Source organism: Bacillus sp. FSL K6-1005, assembly GCF_038000225.1.
Lineage (GTDB): Bacteria > Bacillota > Bacilli > Bacillales > Bacillaceae > Bacillus > Bacillus mojavensis.
Map to the genome: position 1 here is coordinate 995,434 of NZ_JBBOBP010000001.1, position 18,449 is coordinate 1,013,882.

23 protein-coding genes and 1 pseudogene are annotated in these 18,449 nt (G+C 43.4%); 19 read left to right on the forward strand and 5 right to left on the reverse strand.

The window, feature by feature from the left end; genetic code table 11:
• Nucleotides 1-259: 259 nt before the first annotated feature.
• On the forward strand, nucleotides 260-1,153 hold the full coding sequence (gene gnd, locus NST16_RS05055; protein WP_340884492.1) for a phosphogluconate dehydrogenase (NAD(+)-dependent, decarboxylating): 894 nt from the start codon (nucleotides 260-262) through the stop codon (nucleotides 1,151-1,153).
• A 20-nt stretch (nucleotides 1,154-1,173) separates the two neighbouring features.
• Here gnd and NST16_RS05060 read toward each other — a convergent pair whose 3' ends face one another.
• On the reverse strand, nucleotides 1,174-1,800 hold the full coding sequence (locus NST16_RS05060) for a TVP38/TMEM64 family protein (RefSeq protein ID WP_340884494.1): 627 nt from the start codon (nucleotides 1,798-1,800) through the stop codon (nucleotides 1,174-1,176).
• A 194-nt stretch (nucleotides 1,801-1,994) separates the two neighbouring features.
• Between NST16_RS05060 and NST16_RS05065 the strand changes: the two genes are divergently transcribed.
• The 3 genes from NST16_RS05065 (at nucleotide 1,995) to NST16_RS05075 (ending at nucleotide 3,934) form a co-directional block, all read left to right on the forward strand.
• Nucleotides 1,995-2,747, forward strand: a complete 753-nt coding sequence (locus tag NST16_RS05065; RefSeq protein WP_168748283.1) for a peptidoglycan recognition protein family protein — start codon at nucleotides 1,995-1,997, stop codon at nucleotides 2,745-2,747.
• Nucleotides 2,748-2,993: 246 nt separating this feature from the next.
• On the forward strand, nucleotides 2,994-3,722 hold the full coding sequence (locus NST16_RS05070; protein ID WP_010335020.1) for an SGNH/GDSL hydrolase family protein: 729 nt from the start codon (nucleotides 2,994-2,996) through the stop codon (nucleotides 3,720-3,722).
• Nucleotides 3,723-3,799: 77 nt separating this feature from the next.
• Nucleotides 3,800-3,934: a hypothetical protein gene (locus NST16_RS05075; protein WP_340884499.1), complete on the forward strand. Its 135-nt coding sequence runs from the start codon at nucleotides 3,800-3,802 to the stop codon at nucleotides 3,932-3,934.
• A gap of 137 nt (nucleotides 3,935-4,071) precedes the next feature.
• Here NST16_RS05075 and NST16_RS05080 read toward each other — a convergent pair whose 3' ends face one another.
• Entirely contained in the window at nucleotides 4,072-4,212 is a 141-nt protein-coding gene (locus tag NST16_RS05080; protein ID WP_003226124.1) for a sporulation histidine kinase inhibitor Sda, read from the reverse strand.
• 361 nt (nucleotides 4,213-4,573) lie between these two features.
• On the opposite strand from NST16_RS05080, the gene NST16_RS05085 reads away from it, so the two are divergent.
• Genes NST16_RS05085 through NST16_RS05120 form a run of 8 tightly spaced genes read left to right on the forward strand, consistent with a single transcriptional unit; the run spans nucleotide 4,574 to nucleotide 9,584 of the window.
• Nucleotides 4,574-5,092: a YqeG family HAD IIIA-type phosphatase gene (locus NST16_RS05085; protein WP_010335018.1), complete on the forward strand. Its 519-nt coding sequence runs from the start codon at nucleotides 4,574-4,576 to the stop codon at nucleotides 5,090-5,092.
• A 2-nt stretch (nucleotides 5,093-5,094) separates the two neighbouring features.
• On the forward strand, nucleotides 5,095-6,195 hold the full coding sequence (gene yqeH / locus NST16_RS05090; RefSeq protein WP_010335017.1) for a ribosome biogenesis GTPase YqeH: 1,101 nt from the start codon (nucleotides 5,095-5,097) through the stop codon (nucleotides 6,193-6,195).
• A gap of 18 nt (nucleotides 6,196-6,213) precedes the next feature.
• Complete coding sequence (gene aroE, locus NST16_RS05095; RefSeq protein WP_340884503.1) at nucleotides 6,214-7,050, forward strand: shikimate dehydrogenase; 837 nt, start codon at nucleotides 6,214-6,216, stop codon at nucleotides 7,048-7,050.
• The gene (gene yhbY, locus NST16_RS05100; RefSeq protein ID WP_340884506.1) at nucleotides 7,050-7,340 is read left to right on the forward strand and encodes a ribosome assembly RNA-binding protein YhbY; all 291 of its coding nucleotides are present in this window, start codon (nucleotides 7,050-7,052) and stop codon (nucleotides 7,338-7,340) included. The genes aroE and yhbY overlap by 1 nt, the downstream gene beginning before the upstream one ends.
• 10 nt (nucleotides 7,341-7,350) lie before the next feature.
• The gene (locus NST16_RS05105) at nucleotides 7,351-7,920 is read left to right on the forward strand and encodes a nicotinate-nucleotide adenylyltransferase (RefSeq protein WP_010335014.1); all 570 of its coding nucleotides are present in this window, start codon (nucleotides 7,351-7,353) and stop codon (nucleotides 7,918-7,920) included.
• Complete coding sequence (yqeK, locus tag NST16_RS05110; protein ID WP_340884510.1) at nucleotides 7,910-8,470, forward strand: bis(5'-nucleosyl)-tetraphosphatase (symmetrical) YqeK; 561 nt, start codon at nucleotides 7,910-7,912, stop codon at nucleotides 8,468-8,470. Before NST16_RS05105 ends, yqeK begins: the two co-directional genes overlap by 11 nt.
• Before the next feature lie 17 nt (nucleotides 8,471-8,487).
• Nucleotides 8,488-8,844 (forward strand): ribosome silencing factor, encoded by a 357-nt coding sequence (rsfS, locus tag NST16_RS05115; protein ID WP_010335011.1) that lies wholly within the window; start codon nucleotides 8,488-8,490, stop codon nucleotides 8,842-8,844.
• The gene (locus NST16_RS05120; RefSeq protein ID WP_010335010.1) at nucleotides 8,841-9,584 is read left to right on the forward strand and encodes a class I SAM-dependent DNA methyltransferase; all 744 of its coding nucleotides are present in this window, start codon (nucleotides 8,841-8,843) and stop codon (nucleotides 9,582-9,584) included. Before rsfS ends, NST16_RS05120 begins: the two co-directional genes overlap by 4 nt.
• 64 nt (nucleotides 9,585-9,648) lie before the next feature.
• Here the strand turns inward: NST16_RS05120 and comER are convergent, their stop codons facing one another.
• Nucleotides 9,649-10,470, reverse strand: coding sequence for a late competence protein ComER (gene comER / locus NST16_RS05125; RefSeq protein WP_326331607.1), 822 nt, complete (start codon nucleotides 10,468-10,470; stop codon nucleotides 9,649-9,651).
• A gap of 83 nt (nucleotides 10,471-10,553) precedes the next feature.
• Between comER and NST16_RS05130 the strand changes: the two are divergent.
• From NST16_RS05130 to NST16_RS05140, 3 genes and pseudogenes are all read left to right on the forward strand, one after another.
• A pseudogene (locus NST16_RS05130) lies at nucleotides 10,554-11,170 on the forward strand (helix-hairpin-helix domain-containing protein).
• 66 nt (nucleotides 11,171-11,236) lie between these two features.
• Entirely contained in the window at nucleotides 11,237-11,806 is a 570-nt protein-coding gene (locus tag NST16_RS05135) for a ComE operon protein 2 (RefSeq protein WP_010335007.1), read from the forward strand.
• A gap of 3 nt (nucleotides 11,807-11,809) precedes the next feature.
• Nucleotides 11,810-14,140, forward strand: coding sequence for a DNA internalization-related competence protein ComEC/Rec2 (locus tag NST16_RS05140; RefSeq protein ID WP_340888282.1), 2,331 nt, complete (start codon nucleotides 11,810-11,812; stop codon nucleotides 14,138-14,140).
• Nucleotides 14,141-14,178: 38 nt separating this feature from the next.
• On the opposite strand, the gene NST16_RS05145 is transcribed toward NST16_RS05140, so the two are convergent.
• Entirely contained in the window at nucleotides 14,179-14,313 is a 135-nt protein-coding gene (locus NST16_RS05145) for a YqzM family protein (protein WP_010335005.1), read from the reverse strand.
• 40 nt (nucleotides 14,314-14,353) lie between these two features.
• Between NST16_RS05145 and NST16_RS05150 the strand changes: the two genes are divergently transcribed.
• Nucleotides 14,354-14,503, forward strand: a complete 150-nt coding sequence (locus NST16_RS05150; protein ID WP_003229985.1) for a hypothetical protein — start codon at nucleotides 14,354-14,356, stop codon at nucleotides 14,501-14,503.
• Between the two features lie 39 nt (nucleotides 14,504-14,542).
• On the forward strand, nucleotides 14,543-15,586 hold the full coding sequence (gene holA, locus NST16_RS05155) for a DNA polymerase III subunit delta (RefSeq protein ID WP_168748275.1): 1,044 nt from the start codon (nucleotides 14,543-14,545) through the stop codon (nucleotides 15,584-15,586).
• 14 nt (nucleotides 15,587-15,600) lie between these two features.
• Here the strand turns inward: holA and rpsT are convergent, their stop codons facing one another.
• The gene (gene rpsT, locus NST16_RS05160; protein WP_010335003.1) at nucleotides 15,601-15,867 is read right to left on the reverse strand and encodes a 30S ribosomal protein S20; all 267 of its coding nucleotides are present in this window, start codon (nucleotides 15,865-15,867) and stop codon (nucleotides 15,601-15,603) included.
• Nucleotides 15,868-16,071: 204 nt separating this feature from the next.
• Here rpsT and gpr point away from each other — a divergent pair, with 204 nt between their 5' ends.
• Entirely contained in the window at nucleotides 16,072-17,178 is a 1,107-nt protein-coding gene (gpr, locus tag NST16_RS05165; protein WP_010335002.1) for a GPR endopeptidase, read from the forward strand.
• Between the two features lie 62 nt (nucleotides 17,179-17,240).
• On the forward strand, nucleotides 17,241-18,446 hold the full coding sequence (gene spoIIP / locus NST16_RS05170) for a spore autolysin SpoIIP (protein ID WP_340884524.1): 1,206 nt from the start codon (nucleotides 17,241-17,243) through the stop codon (nucleotides 18,444-18,446).
• The last annotated feature ends 3 nt before the right edge of the window (nucleotides 18,447-18,449 follow it).

Below are 18,449 nucleotides of genomic sequence, written 5' to 3' on the forward strand. Positions count from 1 at the left end.
TCCCATATTTTAACTTAAATAGAGAGGAAATCAAGGATGTTTCCACGATTTCTGCTGTAATTCATGAAGGCGCCAAATGATTATCACACCCTCTTTCTGATAAAGATCATACAGAAACGATATGACACGGGAAAAGAAATCACTCTGGCTGATCACGGTCCGCTTTTGTTTTTTTGTTTGAGAAAACAGGATGTATCACAATACAGTTCACAGGGAACATAAAGAGTAAAGGCTTTTTAGACAACCAGGAGGATCTCACATGAAACTAGGATTGATCGGCTTAGGGAAAATGGGCATAAATATAGGAAAGCAATTGATCGACCGCAATCATCAAGCAATCGGTTATGACGTGAACCAAGCCGCTGTTGATGAACTGATATCTTATGGGGCTGAGGGGACAACGAGTATAAAAGAGTTGATTTCTTCATTAGACATGCCGCGAATACTATGGGTTATGGTGCCCCATGGCGTGGTCGATACTGTTTTGCGTGATGTGACACCTTTATTAAGCACAGGTGATATTATCATCGAAGCCGGAAATTCTCATTATAAAGAATCGATTCGTCGCTATAATCAAATGAAAGAAGCGGGTATCTATTATCTCGATGCGGGGACGTCGGGCGGAATGGAAGGTGCACGGCACGGAGCCTGTTTTATGGTGGGGGGAGACCCGGAAGCATGGGAAATTGCCGAGCCGCTGTTTCGGGATACTGCTGTTGAAAATGGATATTTATATGCCGGAGAAGCGGGCAGCGGGCACTTTTTGAAAATGATTCATAATGGCATTGAGTACGGAATGATGGCTGCTATTGGCGAAGGATTTGAAGTGCTGGAAAAAAGCCCGTTTGAGTTTGACTACGAGAAAGTTGCAAGGGTATGGAATCATGGATCTGTCATAAGGTCGTGGCTTATGGGGCTGACTGAGCGAGCTTTTTCTAAAGACGCGAAGCTGGAACAGATCAAAGGCGTCATGCATTCCTCAGGGGAAGGGAAATGGACAGTGGAAACGGCACTAGATTTGCAGACAGCCACCCCGGTGATCGCGATGTCGCTCTTGATGAGATACCGTTCGTTAACAGACGATACGTTTACAGGAAAGGTCGTTGCTGCGCTCCATAATGAATTTGGAGGACATGCAACAGAAAAAAAGTAAGGGGGCAAAGCGGGCCGCCCTTATTTTTTTGACACTTTCACAAGATGAGGAAACTTTTTATATATGATCAGCATCAGGATCAGAATGTAGGCCCCGTAAATACTGAAGGATAGAAATTTGTTGCTGGAGAAATTGGCGCCGGCAATGGTAACAACTAAAATATTTGGGATTTTTCCTATTAAAGAGGCGACGAAAAAAACATGCCACCGAACACTGCTTAGTCCGCATACAACATTCATGACAAGAGAAGGAATAACAGGGATAAGTCTTCCCAATAAAACAGCGGTAAACGCATTTTTATCGAAGGAAGCCTCGTATCCTTTTATAGCAGGGTAAGCTTTTATTTTTTTCCTAGCCCAATCACGAAAGCTGTACCTCGCGAGAAAAAATAGCAATATTGTACCGAGCATTGAACCGGCCAGTGTAATCCAAACGCCATTTGCAATTCCGAACACAGCGCCATTTAAAGCTGCAATAATTGCAAACGGCACAATCGGAAAAAAGACGTCGGCTGCAATCAGAAGCATACTACATAAAACGGAAATCAAGCCGCCTGCTTTTATAGCATCAAGCCAAGCCTCTTTCTGATAAAACCCGACTGCAATAACGGCGATGATCAAGATTATACCTAAAGTCTTTTTTAACATATCAATTATCCACTCCCAACACTTGTGGCGATGTCAGGAGGCAGAATCTCCGGCATCTACGTTAGTATAACTTGTACCATTTCGGAGGTTCAACTGTCATACGAGTGGGGGGAAATACAATTCTTTTTTAGCTAGTAAAATAGGCTGTCCATTTCACTCGTTGCTGCATTCTTTAATAGTAGGGAGGGATAGAAATGGTAGCGATAAAAAAAGATTTTATACCAAAATCAAACGATAACCGTCCCGGCTATGCGATGACACCTGCCTACATTACGGTGCACAATACAGCAAATACCGCCAAAGGTGCCGATGCAAAAATGCACGCTGATTATGTAAAAAACCCAAGTACATCTGTCAGCTGGCATTTTACAGTAGACGATTCAGACATCTATCAGCATCTGCCTCTTACTGAAAACGGGTGGCATGCTGGCGACGGCACCGATGGGACAGGGAATCGCAAATCAATCGGGATTGAAATCTGCGAAAATGCAGACGGCGATTTTGACAAAGCAGTAGCTAATGCGCAGTGGCTGATCAAAAAATTGATGAAGGATCACAATATTTCGCTGGATCGTGTTGTTCCCCACAAAAAATGGTCCGGAAAAGAATGTCCCCGCAAACTCTTAAATCAATGGAGTGCATTCAAAAACGGAATTTCTTCCTCTGATACGCCATCTAAAGAATCACCCAAATCTTATCCTCTGCCTTCAGGAGTAATAAAACTTACTGCGCCTTATAGAAAAGGCACAAAAGTTCTTCAGCTGCAAAAGGCTTTAGCAGCACTTCATTTTTACCCCGATAAAGGTGCGAAGAATAACGGTATTGACGGCATTTATGGACCGAAAACAGCAAATGCCGTGAAACGTTTTCAGCTGATGAATGGATTAAAAGCTGATGGTATCTACGGACCGAAAACAAAGGCCAAGCTTAAAGCGAAATTAAAATAAATGCAGAGGTAATCAGTAGCCTGTTTCCTCTGGCGGAAGCAGGTTATTGCAATCAACTCTCTGAAGTGTTTTTTCGCAGGAAAAGACGGGAACTGAAATAGATATATCACCCCTTAATGGAAACAGAATGATTTTAGTCGAGAGGGACACGTTAACAATAGAGAGAACGCTATAACGAAAAAACTCTGCGTTGAATGAAACAGAGCAGAGGTATAACATAAAGGTGAAGCTTTTGGGGGTGTAAAGATGAAGTATATGTTCATCCTTTTCCTAGTGCTGTTCGTTACAGCAGGATGCGGAAGGGGATACGAAGACGTGGTAGCATTTGGTGACAGCAATACACGCGGCTCTAATTGGGATTATCGTGACTATCCAAAAGCGCAGCAGTGGGTCAATATATTAAAAACGGCTGAACGCGGGAATCTTGATATCCTCAATGCAGGAATTGGAGGACAAACGACAGAAGATGCCCGTTTACGGTTTCAAACAGATGTACTCGATCAAAAACCTAAGCATCTTTTTATTATGTTTGGCACTAATGACGCCGCGATTCTGGCTGAAGGAAAGCCGAGAGTGTCAAAGCTGCGTTTCAGAGAGAATCTGGTTTACTTTATAAAAGAAAGCAGAAAACACGGCATCAAGCCTGTTTTAATGACGTGTATTCCTATTATTGAAGGAAACGGAAAGCATCACCTCTTTTACTATTCCAGGTATAAAGCGGCTGCTTTTGAATCAAAAGGCGGGGCGAGAAAGTGGCATAACTCATACAATGATATTACAAGAGATGTCGCGAAACATATGAATGTGCCTCTCGTAGACAACTGGAAGCACTTTATAGAAGCAGACGGTGGAGAAGCTACTGATGAAGCGCTTATCCAATCCGGCTTGATAGATCCTTCAGGCAATCATATGACACCAAAAGGGGCAAGGGTTGTTTATGAAGGGATACAAGATGGGCAGGTCCTGAAGCGCTGATCCGGACAAAGGCCTAAGCCGTTTTATTTCTCCTACATAGGCTGTTATAGAAACATTTTTAAGGAGGCGCGCTTCACATGTACAGCGGGTATTTATACACGTATCCATTCGGCGGCTGGCCATATGGAGCAAGCAGAGCATACGGATACGCTTTTATCGTTGTTTTGATTGTTGTTCTCCTGATTGTGGGCGGAGTGTATTGGCTCACATGAAATCCAGCCCTGAAAACACCTCTTTTTAGGGGTGTTTTTTGCTGAAAACAGTAGTAAAGCGCGTAACTGAAGTGATATAATATCAGTCATCTGAGTAAAAAAAGGAAATACGCCCGGAAAAAATAGACAAATTCCTATTAAGAAGATACGGAAATAATATGTCCGAGCGATCTTCTTTTTATTTCGTTTTCGATTAACTCGATAAAGTCGCGGTTTAAATTCATTTCGGTGGCTTTGAAATAGGATTCTATTAATAGTTCATCAGACAATTTTCTCATGCTAGGAACCCAATTAATGGGAGAGACACCTCCTTCATAGTTGGAATCATTCATGACTTTGTGACATACATTTATAGGTTGCGTTCATCTGAAGCTGAAGATTATCTTTAATCTACCATGAATTGCATATAAGAACAATCGTTCTGTTATCCACACCAAAAAGTGGATAACTTGTGAGTATCATGTTTATAATTTGTCTAAAGAGTGATGTAATAAGAGTGGATAGTGTGTGTAAATTTATCCACACCTGGTGAAGAAACCCAATTTTTGTCGAAATTTTTTTGCTCAGTTTTTCTTTAAGCGCAAGTTCGATTTTTTTCGACATAAATTTTAAGAGAAAGAAAAGGGAAGGGTGCGGGTTTTGTTAAAAAAGTTTTTTTTACCTGACGAGTTTGTAAAAAATATTTTTCATATTACACCTGAAAAATTAAAGGAACGAAATGTAAAAGGAATTATCACTGATCTGGACAATACGCTTGTTGAATGGGACAGACCAAACGCGACGCCGCGATTGATCGAGTGGTTTGAAGAAATGAGAGAGCACGGCATTAAAGTGACGATTGTCTCTAATAATAATGAGCGAAGAGTAAAACTTTTCTCGGAACCGCTCGGTATACCATTCATCTATAAAGCAAGAAAACCGATGGGCAAAGCCTTTAATAGAGCAGTGCGCAATATGGAGCTGAAAAAAGAGGACTGTGTTGTCATCGGAGATCAGCTGCTGACTGATGTACTCGGCGGGAACCGTAACGGCTACCATACGATCCTGGTCGTGCCTGTCGCTTCCTCAGACGGCTTTATTACGCGTTTTAACCGCCAGGTAGAACGCAGAATACTGAGTGCTCTCAAACGAAAAGGGCACATTCAGTGGGAGGAATAAGAATGGAAAAGGTTGTTTGTATCGGCTGCGGAGTTTCAATCCAAACCGAGGACAAAAACGGTCTGGGATACGCGCCGCCGGCTTCGCTTTCTAAAGAAAGTGTGATTTGCCAGCGCTGCTTCAGACTGAAAAACTACAATGAAATACAAGACGTTTCCTTAACGGATGATGACTTTTTAAACATCCTTCATGGAATTGGAGAAACCGATTCTCTCGTCGTTAAAATTGTTGATATTTTCGATTTTAACGGCAGCTGGATTAATGGATTGCAGCGCTTAGTCGGAGGAAATCCTATATTGTTAGTCGGAAACAAGGCGGATATTCTGCCTAAATCGCTCAAAAGAGAACGGCTGATCCAGTGGATGAAGCGCGAAGCGAAAGAGCTTGGCTTAAAACCGATTGACGTATTTTTGGTCAGTGCGGGACGCGGCCAGGGAATCAGAGAAGTCATTGATGCGATTGAACATTACCGTAACGGCAAGGATGTTTACGTTGTCGGCTGTACCAATGTAGGGAAATCAACGTTCATTAACCGGATTATCAAAGAAGTGTCCGGTGAAGACAATATCATCACAACATCGCAATTCCCGGGCACAACTCTTGATGCGATTGAAATTCCGTTAGATGACGGCTCAGCGCTTTATGATACACCTGGAATCATCAATCACCATCAAATGGCGCACTATGTAAACAAAAAGGATTTAAAAGTGCTTTCGCCCAAAAAGGAACTGAAGCCGCGCACATTCCAGCTAAACGATCAGCAAACGCTGTATTTCGGCGGACTGGCAAGGTTTGATTATGTTTCAGGTGAAAGAGCTGCCTTTGTCTGCTATATGCCGAATGAATTAATGATTCACAGAACGAAACTGGAAAATGCTGACGCGCTATATGAAAAGCACGCAGGAGAATTGCTCACACCGCCGGGAAAAGATGATATGGATGAGTTTCCAGAACTGGTTGCCCATACGTTTACGATGAAAGAGCAAAAGACAGATATCGTTTTTTCTGGGTTAGGCTGGGTAACGGTGCATGACGCGGATAAAAAGATAACGGCTTATGCGCCAAAAGGCGTTCACGTATTTGTTCGGCGCTCATTAATTTAACAAAAAGGGGAGAGGGGTATGAAGAAGCTGTACGGGGTTATCGGAAATCCGATTGCGCATTCCATGTCGCCGGATATCCATAACGCGGCGTTGAAGGATCTTGGCTTGGACGGACACTACCATGCATTTAAGGTGGAAGAGGATAGTCTTGAAGATGCGGTAAAAGGAATAAGAGCTCTTGGCGTACAAGGCATCAATGTGACTGTTCCGCACAAGGTTTCCATCATGGATCATCTCGATCATATTGATGAGAGCGCAAAAGTGCTTGGTGCCGTTAACACTGTCAGAAGAGAAGGAGACAAACTTGTCGGATATAATACAGACGGAGAAGGCTTTGTGAAATCTTTAATGAGAATTTTGGACAAACCAATCTCCGAGCTGTCTTTCTTAATGATCGGCGCGGGCGGGGCAGCGAGAGCGATTTTTACGACGATCGTCCGCGACAATCCGGAAAAGTTTGATATTTGCAATCGAACGATAGAAAAAGCCAAACAGCTCACAGAATCTGCTCCCTCGTTCCGCAATGTAGAAGTGTTAAGCATAAAAGAAGCAGAAGAACGGCTTGAGCAGTATGATGTAATTATCCATACAACATCTGTAGGCATGTATCCAAACGTGGAAGATATTCCGCTTTCGCTGCAGCGTGCTGAAAGCAGTGCGGTTGTTTGCGATATCGTGTATAATCCGATTCAGACTTCACTATTAAAAGAAGCAAAGCAAAAAGGTCTGAAAACACTGGATGGAGTCGGCATGTTTGTTGAGCAGGCGGCATTGTCTTTCCGCTTGTGGACAGGACATGAACCTGATGTTGAAAAAATGAGATCTATTGTAGTAGGGAAATTAGGAGGAAAATAATGCTAACAGGAAAACAAAAACGTTTCTTGCGTTCAAAAGCGCACCATTTAAGCCCGATTTTTCAAGTAGGAAAGGGCGGAGTCAATGACAACATGATTAAACAAATTTCTGAAGCGCTTGAAGCGAGAGAGCTGATTAAAATCAGCGTTCTTCAAAACTGTGAAGACGATAAAAACGATGTTGCGGAAGCTCTTGAAAAAGGAAGCCACGCAGAGTTGGTTCAGACGATCGGCAATACGATTGTTTTATATAAGGAATCAAAGGAAAATAAACAGATCGAGCTTCCTTAAGGTGGTTGAAATGAAGAAAATCGGAATTTTTGGAGGCACGTTTGATCCTCCGCATAACGGTCACCTTTTAATGGCGAATGAGGTGCTGTATCAGGCGGAGCTCGACGAAATTTGGTTTATGCCCAATCAAATACCTCCGCATAAACAGGATGAAGACTATACAGACAGCACTCATCGGGTGGAAATGCTGAAGCTTGCGATCCAGTCTAATCCATCCTTTAAGCTGCAGCTGGCTGAAATGGAAAGAGAAGGCCCGTCATATACCTTTGATACCGTTTCTCTACTAAAGCAGCGATATCCGAATGATCAGCTATTCTTTATCATCGGTGCTGACATGATTGAATACCTGCCGAAATGGTATAAGCTGGACGAGCTGCTGAACCTTATTCAATTTATCGGAGTAAAGCGCCCCGGTTTTCATGTTGAAACCCCTTATCCGCTTCTCTTTGCAGACGTTCCGGAGTTTGAGGTATCATCGACTATGATAAGGGAACGGTTTAAAAGCAAGAAGCCCACTGACTACTTAATCCCTGATAAAGTGAAGAAGTATGTAGAGGAGAATGGTTTATATGAATCGTGAGGAGGCACTTGCCTGCGTCAAGCAGCAATTGACCGAGCACCGATATATCCATACAATTGGCGTAATGAACACGGCGATTGAACTTGCGGAGCGCTTTGGCGCCGACTCCAAAAAAGCGGAAACGGCGGCTATCTTTCATGATTACGCCAAATTCCGCCCGAAAGAAGAAATGAAACAAATTATAGCCAGAGAAAAAATGCCCGCGCATCTGTTGGATCACAACCCGGAACTGTGGCATGCTCCGGTCGGCGCTTACCTAGTCCAGAGGGAAGCGGGAATTCATGACGAAGATGTTCTTGACGCGATCAGATACCATACCTCTGGGCGTCCGGGCATGACGCTTTTGGAAAAAGTCATTTACGTTGCCGATTATATTGAACCAGGCCGTAAATTTCCCGGTGTTGATGAGGTGCGCGAACTAGCAGAAACGGATTTGAATCAAGCGTTGATTCAGTCGATCAAAAATACAATGATTTTTCTAATGAAAAAAAATCAACAGGTTTTTCCAGATACATGTTTAACCTATAACTGGCTTGTGTCTGGCAAATGAACAGGAGGAATATGTGAATGAATCAAAAGTCCATTTTAAAGATTGCAGCTGCGGCTTGCGACGATAAGCGGGCAGAGGATATTTTAGCACTGGATATGGAAGGAATTTCTCTGGTTGCTGATTATTTTCTGATCTGCCACGGTAATTCAGACAAACAAGTTCAGGCCATTGCGCGTGAAATCAAGGACCAGGCAGAAGAAAACGGCATTGAAGTCAAAAAGATGGAAGGCTTCGATGAGGCAAGATGGGTATTAGTTGACCTTGGGGATGTGATTGCCCATGTGTTTCACAAGGACGAAAGAAGCTATTACAACCTAGAAAAACTGTGGGGAGACGCTCCGCTCGCAGACCTGGAACTTGGAATGAACCAATGATTTACCAAGGCTTTGCAAGCGTGTATGACGAGTTAATGTCTCACGCACCTTACGACAAATGGACAGAGTGGATTGAAGCATCTCTGCCGGAAAAAGGCCGTATTCTCGATTTGGCATGCGGCACCGGAGAAATTTCAATCCGGCTTGCCGAAAAAGGCTTTGAAGTCACTGGGATTGATCTCAGTGAGGAAATGCTCTCATACGCCCAGCAAAAAGTACCAGCTAAACAGCCGATTCTTTTCCTTCAGCAGGACATGAGAGAGATTACCGGCTTTGAAGGCCAGTTTGATGCTGTTGCGATCTGCTGTGACTCCTTGAATTATTTAAAAACGAAAAATGACGTGATGAATACCTTTAAAAGTGTATTTCAGGTGCTGAAGCCGGACGGCATATTGCTGTTTGATGTTCATTCACCGTATAAAATAACCGAGGTTTTTCCTGGCAGCACGTTTGCTGATCAAGACGAAGATATCAGCTATATTTGGCAAAGCTTTGCCGGTAGTGAAGAGCTTTCCGCCATTCATGATATGACGTTTTTTGTTTGGAACGGAGAGGCGTACGACCGCTTCGACGAAACACATGAGCAAAGAACGTTCCGAGTGGATGAATACGAAGAAATGCTGGCAGGCTGCGGTTTTCAGCTTCATAAGGTCACCGCTGATTTTACCGATTCAGCCCCGTCACCACACTCTGAACGCCTGTTCTTTAAAGCACAGAAATCAAAAACCATCGTTTACTAAGACGATGGTTTTTAAAATGCTTTTTTAACCTTTTGCATACAACAAAAGACTATGGCATACTCGTTTACACATGAAACTGCTTCTTCACCGCGGAAATATCCTCTTCATACTTCAAATGCGTATTTTGAAACACCCGATGAAACATATCCTGTACACCGCTTTCGAGGGCTTTTATGCCTTCTCCTGTCACACCGCCTTTTACGCAAACCTTTTCCTGTAATGCAGGAAGGGTATACAATTCGGTTTCTAACAGTTTTCCCAGCCCGACAAGCATCTCTTTACACATGTGAATAGCGTCCTGTTTAGACACTGACGTTTCCGTAACGGCTGCATCTATAAACCGCTGTACCAGATAGCTCATAAAAGCGGGTCCGCAGCTTACGATATCTGACGCTACTCTTGTGATGTCACTTTCAATTTGCAGCGGATTCGAAATGTGCTTCATCAGCTCGTTTATTTTTGTTTTTGCTGCCTCCCCGCAGCTTTTGCCAAAGGTGACGAGAGAAACGCCAGCAAGCGCCCGGTTTGTAATACTCGGGATTACTCGTGCCACCTGACATGGCACATACTGTTCCAGCTGATCAGTCTGAAGCGGGCTTGTAATTGAAATGAGAATGTGATCCTTTCTTAGATAAGGAACTGCCCTTGACAATAATGGATATATATCAAGCGGCTTTACACAGATGAAAATCATCTCATTTTCTGCAACAAGCTTTTCAAGGCTCTCTGTTACGTTTATGCTGTTGTAGCGGTTTTTTATCTTCAACGCTTTCTCAATTGTGCGGTTTGTGATTGTGATGTTTGAGGGATCGGCTGCTTGTGATTCAATAAATGATTCAATAAGGATCGTACCCATATTTCCAGTGCCGATAAAGCCTATCTTCAATGATTTCCCCTCCTTTGAGCTATTATCCTCTAAACCATATGTGATAAAGAAACAAAATATGACGAAAGCGGGGCGCATGCCAGTTGAATTGGTTGAATCAACATAAAACGATTATCATGTCAGCGGCCTCTGCTGCTGTTCTCATAGCAGTTCTTTGCCTCTTTTTTTCAGCGGACATAACAAAGAGCCTGTAAAACAAGTTGTATCTAGTGAAAAGGGAAATGCGGAGGTCAAGCAGGAAGTGACAAAAGACAAAGCGGAAGAAAATATTGTAATTGATATAAAAGGTGCTGTTAAGCATCCCGGCGTTTATGAAATGCATGCAGGGGACAGAGTGTCGGAGGCTATTGAGAAAGCAGGCGGCATCGGTGAAAAAGCAGATGAAACGCAAGTGAATTTGGCGGAACTTTTGCAGGACGGTACAGTGGTGTATATACCGAGTGAGGGAGAAGAGGAGCCGCAGCAAGCAGCCGGAGGCGCTGTACAAAGCAGTACGGGGAAAGAGGCCTTGGTCAATATCAATACAGCAACATTAGAGGATTTACAAAACATTTCAGGAGTAGGGCCTTCAAAAGCCGAAGCGATTATTGCATATCGGGAAGAGAACGGGCGTTTTCAGGCAATTGAAGATATCACAAAGGTTTCGGGAATTGGCGAAAAATCATTTGAAAAAATAAAGTCTTCCATTACAGTAAAGTGAATTGACGGTCATGTATGATGATAGGTAAACTAAAGAACAGGCAACACAACATTTGGAGGGAACAACGTGGAACGAATTTCATGGAATCAATATTTTATGGCGCAAAGCCATTTACTGGCACTGCGCAGCACCTGCCCGAGATTGTCTGTCGGCGCTACCATTGTCAGAGATAAACGTATGATTGCAGGAGGATATAACGGATCAATCGCAGGCGGCGTACATTGCGCGGACGAAGGATGCTTAATGATAGACGATCATTGCGCGAGAACGATTCACGCGGAAATGAATGCGATTCTTCAATGCTCTAAATTTGGAGTGCCGACAGATGGAGCGGAGATATATGTTACGCACTATCCGTGTATTCAGTGCTGTAAGTCTATCATTCAAGCCGGTATCAAAACAGTATATTACGCTGAGGATTATAAAACACATCCGTATGCCCAGGAGCTATTTGAGCAGTCTGGCGTTACGGTTGAACAGGTTGAACTAGATGAGATGATCGTTGATCTGAAAAACAGAGAAAAGCTTTCATTTGTAGCGGGGCTTTTAGAAAAATTAGCGGATGCCGGTCTCGCAGAGGAAGATTTGAAGAAAATACATGAACAGGCCAATAAACTTTTTACGAGTTATGTGTGATTGATGCGACATTCGCGTCTATTATTGCCTTTGGCGGCAGCTTCAGCAACGGCTGGAATTGCTGCCGCCTCTTATTTCTCCGCTGTCTTTCTCTTCTTCCTCTTTCTTCTTATTGTGTCAGTCAAAACAAGACACGCTCCACTCATTTTTGTATGTTTATTCTCTTTTGTGCTCAATTTTGCCCTGTTTAAGATTACAGATTTTCAAAATACTTCTTCGTACAAGCAGGGCAGCTATCACTTCAAGGCGGTCGTTCATAGTATTCCTAAAATTGACGGAGATCGGATGTCTTTGCTGATCAAGACGCCTGATGGCGAAAAATGGGCTGCCTCTTATCGGATTCAGTCTTTAGCTGAAAAAGACAAACTGTCACATCTAGAGCCGGGTATGGCATGCGAATTGACTGGTAAGTTGGAGAAGCCCAAACAAGCAACAGTGCCGGGAACATTTGATTATCACCAGTATCTTTACCGGCAGCATATTCATTGGAGCTATTCTGTCACATCTATTAGAAATTGCAGTGAGTCTTCAGGTGTCCGGTATAAGCTTCTCAGTTTGAGAAAATACATCGTATCATTCACGAACACCAAGCTTCCGTCAGATTCAGCAGGAATCGTACAGGCGCTTACAGTAGGTGAGAGGTCTTATTTGGATGACGATGTGCTTAACGCTTACCAAAATCTAGGTGTTGTCCATCTATTAGCCATCTCAGGCCTCCATGTCGGGATTTTGACAGCTGGCCTATTTTACGCAATGATCCGTCTGGGTATAACAAGAGAAAATGCGTCAATCCTACTCCTTTTGTTTCTGCCGATCTATGTTATTTTGACAGGCGCAGCGCCTTCTGTTCTCCGAGCCGCTCTGATGTCGGGCATCTACTTAGCGGGAAGCCTTTTTCAGCAGCGAGTGAATTCTGCAGGGGTAATCTGTCTTTCTTATATCCTCCTCTTGCTTTTTAATCCCTACTACCTTTTTGAAGCTGGATTTCAGCTTTCATTTGCGGTCAGTTTTTCTTTAATTCTCTCATCATCTATTTTTCAGCATAGCAAAACGGGTCTGGGACAGCTGACGATGGTATCTGTTATTGCCCAGCTAGGCTCACTACCCATTCTTCTGTATCATTTTCAGCAGTTTTCTATTATGAGCATTCCGATGAATATGGTGTTGGTGCCTTTTTATACATTCTGTATTTTACCGGCTGCTGTTATAGGAGTTATTCTATTATTTTTTTCAGCATCCGTCGGTCAATTTCTGTTCTATTGGTTTGATGTAATGATGACCTGGACCAACAGACTGATCACTAAAATCGCAGATATAGAAATATTCACAATCATCATCTCACGTCCTGCACCCGCACTTCTTCTCTTATTCACGCTCACTGTCATCATATTGCTTATGAGTATCGAGAAACGCTCATATCTCCGGCTGACCGTATCCGCAGGCCTTTTTTGTGCAACGCTTACCCTGCTCTTTATTTTCCCTTATGTTAGTTCCGATGGAGAAGTAGATATGATTGATATCGGACAAGGTGACAGTATGTTTGTCAGTGCACCCTATCAGAAAGGCCGTGTTTTAATTGATACAGGAGGCACTTTGTCTTATTCGTCAGAGCCTTGGCTGGAAAAACAGCATCCTTTTTCACTGGGGGAAAAGGTGCTGATCCCTTTTTTAACGGCAAAGGGCATCAAGCAGCTTGATGCGCTGATACTGACGCACGCAGATCAAGATCATATCGGAGAGGCAGAGGTTTTGCTAAAGCATCATAAAGTAAAGCGTCTCGTCATTCCGAAAGGGTTTGTTTCTGAACCTCATGATGAGAAAGTGCTGCGGACTGCCAGACAGGAGGGTGTGGCAATTGAAGAGGTGAAACGGGGTGATGTATTGCAAATAAAGGACTTGCAGTTTCATGTGCTGTCACCGGAAACGCCTGATCCGGCAAGTAAAAATAATTCTTCTCTCGTTCTATGGATGAAAACAGGCAGTATCAGCTGGCTCCTGACGGGTGATCTGGAAAAAGAGGGGGAACAGGAGATTATTAGTGTCTTCCCAAATATAAGAGCGGATGTGTTAAAGGTGGGGCATCATGGAAGCAAGGGCTCTACCGGTGAAGAGTTCATCAAACAGCTTCAGCCGAAAACGGCGATCATCTCAGCGGGAGAAAACAATAGGTACCATCATCCGCATCAAGAAGTTCTTCAATTGTTAAAGAGCCGATCCATCCGTGTGCTGCGCACTGATCAAAGCGGCACGATCCAATACACGTACAAAAACGGATCAGGAACCTTTTCTGTCTATCCTCCATATGATACATCAGATATGACAGAGGAGAATTAAAAAAGACTGCCGAGAAATCAGCAGCCCGGGCAGTCGTGTTATGAACCAACCAGGTGAATAACCGTTGCCATGACAAACAATAAGGCGAAAAATCCGAAGGACACAACAAAACCAACCGCTGAATCTACAGCATCATTTCGTTTGCTTTGAACGTTTTTTTCAAAATCATTCAATTTCATCCCCCCTGACTGACTTAAGTATAATGGAATCGATTTGAAAAATCTAGAAGCTAAGGTAACGTTTTCTGTTCTGGTGATTATCGCCTTTTTACAAGCTGTCCCGGGGGCTTGCGAACAGGCGTTTAATATAAATGGGGAAGCCGCTGTCAGGCTTCCTCTTTACTATTTTGCAAACTCAATTTAGGATAGAAGAGGATGATGAAAGAGAGGAAGTCGTACAACAATGGTATTTGATGTGTGGAAAAGCCTGAAAAAAGGTGATGTCCATCCGGTTTATTGTTTATACGGAAAAGAGACGTATCTGCTCCAAGAAACCGTCAGCAGGATCAGACAGACGGTGATTGATCAAGAGACGAAAGATTTCAACCTGTCTGTTTTTGATTTGGAGGAAGACCCGCTGGATCAGGCGATTGCCGACGCTGAAACGTTCCCGTTTATGGGGGAGCGGCGCCTTGTCATTGTGAAAAATCCATATTTTTTAACGGGTGAAAAAAAGAAAGAAAAAGTTGAGCACAACATCAGCGCGCTTGAATCGTATATACAATCACCGGCGCCATACACGGTCTTTGTTCTGCTTGCGCCTTATGAAAAACTGGATGAGCGGAAAAAACTGACCAAAGCGCTAAAAAAGCAGGCGTTCATGATGGAGGCAAAGGAATTAAACGCGAAGGAAACGACAGACTTTACGATCAATCTGGCGAGAACCGAGCAGAAAACAATCAGCACCGAGGCGGCAGAGCATTTGGTTTTGCTTGTAAACGGGCATCTGTCATCTCTTTTTCAGGAGATTCAGAAACTCTGCACGTTTATTGGAGACCGTGAAGAAATCACACTGGATGATGTAAAGACGCTTGTGGCGAGAAGCCTGGAACAAAATATCTTTGAACTCATTAATAAAATCGTCAACCGAAAACGGACTGAGAGTCTGCAAATTTTTTATGATTTGCTCAAACAAAATGAAGAGCCGATTAAAATTATGGCTCTCATATCGAACCAGTTCCGGCTTATCCTGCAGACGAAATATTTCGCGGAACAAGGGTACGGCCAAAAACAGATTGCTTCTAACTTAAAGGTGCATCCATTCCGGGTAAAGCTGGCAATGGATCAAGCGAGGCTTTTTTCAGAAGCTGAGCTCCGGTCTATTATTGAACAGCTTGCCGTGATGGACTATGAGATGAAAACCGGGAAAAAGGACAAGCAGCTTTTACTAGAGCTTTTTCTCTTGCAGCTGTTAAAAAGAAATGAAAAAAACGATCCTCAATTATGAGGATCGTTTTTGTTTTATGCAGAAAGTCCGTTCACTTTTTTCGCTAGTCTTGATTTGTATCGAGCTGCGGCATTTTTGTGTACAAGACCTGTTTTCACTGCTTTATCAATACGTTTAGCTGCTTCAGTAAGAGCAGTTTTCGCTTTGTCAGCTTCGTTGTTTGCAACAGAAGCTTCAACTTGTTTGATTGCAGTACGCATAGCAGATTTGATTGTCGCGTTATGAGCGCGGCGTTCGTTATTAGTTTTTGTACGTTTAATCGCTGATTTAATGTTTGGCATGTGTTTCACCTCCTAAGATACAACCTGTAGCACAGTGTCTTAAGGTTAAATCTTCTTCACAATAGAACAAATTGTATTCTATCAAACACACCTTTAGATTGCAATATAAATGTAAAGTATTTTTCATTGAAGGAATGCTTTTAAGCATGATTCATTTTATAAATGGAAACAATATGGATAGTGAATATTCGAAGGAGGCCCTGTATGAAAAAGAGTGAGCTGGATGTAAATCAGTATTTGATACGTACGGATTTAGCAGTTGAAACGAAGGAAGCCATGGCTAATCGTCAGGCTGTGCCTGCAAAAGAGATAAAAGGTTTTATTGAAAAAGAACGCGATCATGGCGGAATAAAAATCCGCACTGTTGATATCACGAAGGAAGGCGCAGAGCTTTCCGGAAAAAAAGAAGGACGTTATTTAACGATTGAGGCCCAGGGGATCAGAGAAAATGATTCGGAAATGCAAGAGAAAGTTTCTGCTGTATTTGCGGAAGAATTCTCAGCCTTTCTGGAAAGCCTTAAGATCTCAAAGGATGCGAGCTGTTTAATTGTCGGCCTCGGCAACTGGAACGTGACACCTGATGCGCTCGGTCCGATGGCTGTAGAAAATCTATTAGTGACAAGACATTTATTTAAACTCCAGCCTGAAAATGTGCAGGAGGGCTACAGGCCTGTCAGCGCATTTGCTCCTGGTGTCATGGGAATTACAGGCATCGAAACAAGCGATATTATTAAAGGAGTCATCGAGCAGTCGAAACCCGATTTCGTGATTGCCATTGATGCACTTGCGGCGCGGGCGGTAGAAAGGGTCAACACAACCATTCAAATATCAGATACAGGAATACACCCGGGATCAGGCGTCGGAAATAAACGTAAAGACTTGAGCAAGGACACCCTAGGCGTACCTGTCATTGCAATTGGTGTACCGACGGTCGTTGACGCGGTAACAATTGCCAGCGACACGGTTGACTACATATTAAAGCATTTTGGCAGAGAAATGAGAGATAACAGTCCGTCGAGATCGCTTGTTCCGGCGGGGATGACGTTTGGGAAAAAGAAAGTGCTTACTGAAGAGGACCTTCCCGACCCAAAACAGCGTCAATCGTTTCTCGGCATAGTGGGGACTCTTGAAGACAACGAAAAGCGGCAGCTCATTCATGAGGTGCTGGCACCTCTGGGCCATAATTTGATGGTCACGCCGAAGGAAGTCGATTCATTTATTGACGATATGGCAAATGTGCTGGCAAACGGATTAAATACAGCGCTTCATGAAAAGGTGTCTCAGGAAAACAAAGGCTCCTATAATCACTAAACGGTTCTACTTCCTCTAGCTTGTTCATAGAGTAATTACTAGACAAGCGCTGGAGGGATTCAATGAGAAATAAACGCAGAAACAGACAAATTGTTGTTGCGGTGAATGGCGGGAAAGCGATAAAGGCGATCTTTCTATTTACCGCAAGCCTATTAGTGATTTTTGTTTTATCCGGTGTGCTGACGTCTCTCCGGCCGGAACTCAGGCCATCGTCTGACTCTTTTTACGGGATTGCCGACGAACTGCCGGGTGACGTATTTGCACACTTGCTGCGGATGGAAAACCATTATTTCGCTTCTGACCTTTCTCAAACCGACAGCTCATTTCATCTATCACGTCTTTCTTTAAAGCTGGCGACAAGTATTAATCTCGAGGATCCGCGAAGTTTTCTTGGACGCGAGCTGCCTGGGTTTGCGCAATTTGACACAGAAATCCTTTTAGCGGGACAAGGCACCGATTATACAAACATGCCGTCGGAATCCCCGCCGCCTTCAAAGGTGATGCAGGAAGAAAGAGAAGCGAATTTGGCAGAGATTGAAAAACAGCAGACGCAAACAGACAATACGCAAAAAGACCCGCCAAAACAAACAACCGGCGATAAGAAAGTTGTCTTTATCTATCACACGCATAATACGGAATCTTATCTCCCGCTATTAAAAGGTGAGACCGATCCCGATATGGCGCGTCATTCTAAAGCAAACGTCACCCTCGTGGGAGACATGTTCGGGAAAGCGCTAGAATCTCAAGGTATCGGAGCCACAGTTAATAAAACGGATATACAGGCAAAACTGAGCAAAAAAGGGTTGAATTATGCCAGATCCTACGATGAATCAAGGCCGGTCGTACAAGAAGCACTTGCTTCAAACAAAAATCTGCAATATATCATTGACATCCATAGAGACTCCAGGCGCAAGAAAAATACGACGGCAACCATTAAAGGGAAAAGCTATGCCCGGGTCGCATTTGTGGTCGGCAAAAAAAGCAAAAATTTCGAAGAAAACTACAAAATTGCAAGCGAGCTTCACAAGCTGATGGAGAAAAAATACCCGGGACTCAGCACAGGGGTCTTTTCTAAAGGTTCACCAGGAGATAACGGCGTTTACAACCAAGACTTAAACGACAGAGCGCTTTTGCTTGAATTCGGCGGAGTGGATAACAATCTCGAAGAGCTGCAGCGGGCGGCTAACGCAACTGCTGACGTATTCAGCGAAATGTACTGGGATGCTGAAAAAGTTAACGCCGAAAGCGGCGAGACGAAAAAACAATAAGAA

What these genes read in the sequence shown, in the direction of transcription:
- NST16_RS05140 (WP_340888282.1), top strand. Translation starts at nt 11,810, where the DNA reads ATGCGACATTCGCGTCTATTATTGCCTTTGGCGGCAGCTTCAGCAACG.
- NST16_RS05105 (WP_010335014.1), top strand. Translation starts at nt 7,351, where the DNA reads ATGAAGAAAATCGGAATTTTTGGAGGCACGTTTGATCCTCCGCATAAC.
- yqeK (WP_340884510.1), top strand. Translation starts at nt 7,910, where the DNA reads ATGAATCGTGAGGAGGCACTTGCCTGCGTCAAGCAGCAATTGACCGAG.
- NST16_RS05120 (WP_010335010.1), top strand. Translation starts at nt 8,841, where the DNA reads ATGATTTACCAAGGCTTTGCAAGCGTGTATGACGAGTTAATGTCTCAC.
- NST16_RS05065 (WP_168748283.1), top strand. Translation starts at nt 1,995, where the DNA reads ATGGTAGCGATAAAAAAAGATTTTATACCAAAATCAAACGATAACCGT.
- rpsT (WP_010335003.1), bottom strand. Translation starts at nt 15,867, where the DNA reads ATGCCAAACATTAAATCAGCGATTAAACGTACAAAAACTAATAACGAA.
- NST16_RS05075 (WP_340884499.1), top strand. Translation starts at nt 3,800, where the DNA reads ATGTACAGCGGGTATTTATACACGTATCCATTCGGCGGCTGGCCATAT.
- NST16_RS05060 (WP_340884494.1), bottom strand. Translation starts at nt 1,800, where the DNA reads ATGTTAAAAAAGACTTTAGGTATAATCTTGATCATCGCCGTTATTGCA.
- NST16_RS05080 (WP_003226124.1), bottom strand. Translation starts at nt 4,212, where the DNA reads ATGAGAAAATTGTCTGATGAACTATTAATAGAATCCTATTTCAAAGCC.
- spoIIP (WP_340884524.1), top strand. Translation starts at nt 17,241, where the DNA reads ATGAGAAATAAACGCAGAAACAGACAAATTGTTGTTGCGGTGAATGGC.
- gnd (WP_340884492.1), top strand. Translation starts at nt 260, where the DNA reads ATGAAACTAGGATTGATCGGCTTAGGGAAAATGGGCATAAATATAGGA.
- yhbY (WP_340884506.1), top strand. Translation starts at nt 7,050, where the DNA reads ATGCTAACAGGAAAACAAAAACGTTTCTTGCGTTCAAAAGCGCACCAT.
- holA (WP_168748275.1), top strand. Translation starts at nt 14,543, where the DNA reads ATGGTATTTGATGTGTGGAAAAGCCTGAAAAAAGGTGATGTCCATCCG.
- yqeH (WP_010335017.1), top strand. Translation starts at nt 5,095, where the DNA reads ATGGAAAAGGTTGTTTGTATCGGCTGCGGAGTTTCAATCCAAACCGAG.
- aroE (WP_340884503.1), top strand. Translation starts at nt 6,214, where the DNA reads ATGAAGAAGCTGTACGGGGTTATCGGAAATCCGATTGCGCATTCCATG.
- NST16_RS05070 (WP_010335020.1), top strand. Translation starts at nt 2,994, where the DNA reads ATGAAGTATATGTTCATCCTTTTCCTAGTGCTGTTCGTTACAGCAGGA.
- rsfS (WP_010335011.1), top strand. Translation starts at nt 8,488, where the DNA reads ATGAATCAAAAGTCCATTTTAAAGATTGCAGCTGCGGCTTGCGACGAT.
- gpr (WP_010335002.1), top strand. Translation starts at nt 16,072, where the DNA reads ATGAAAAAGAGTGAGCTGGATGTAAATCAGTATTTGATACGTACGGAT.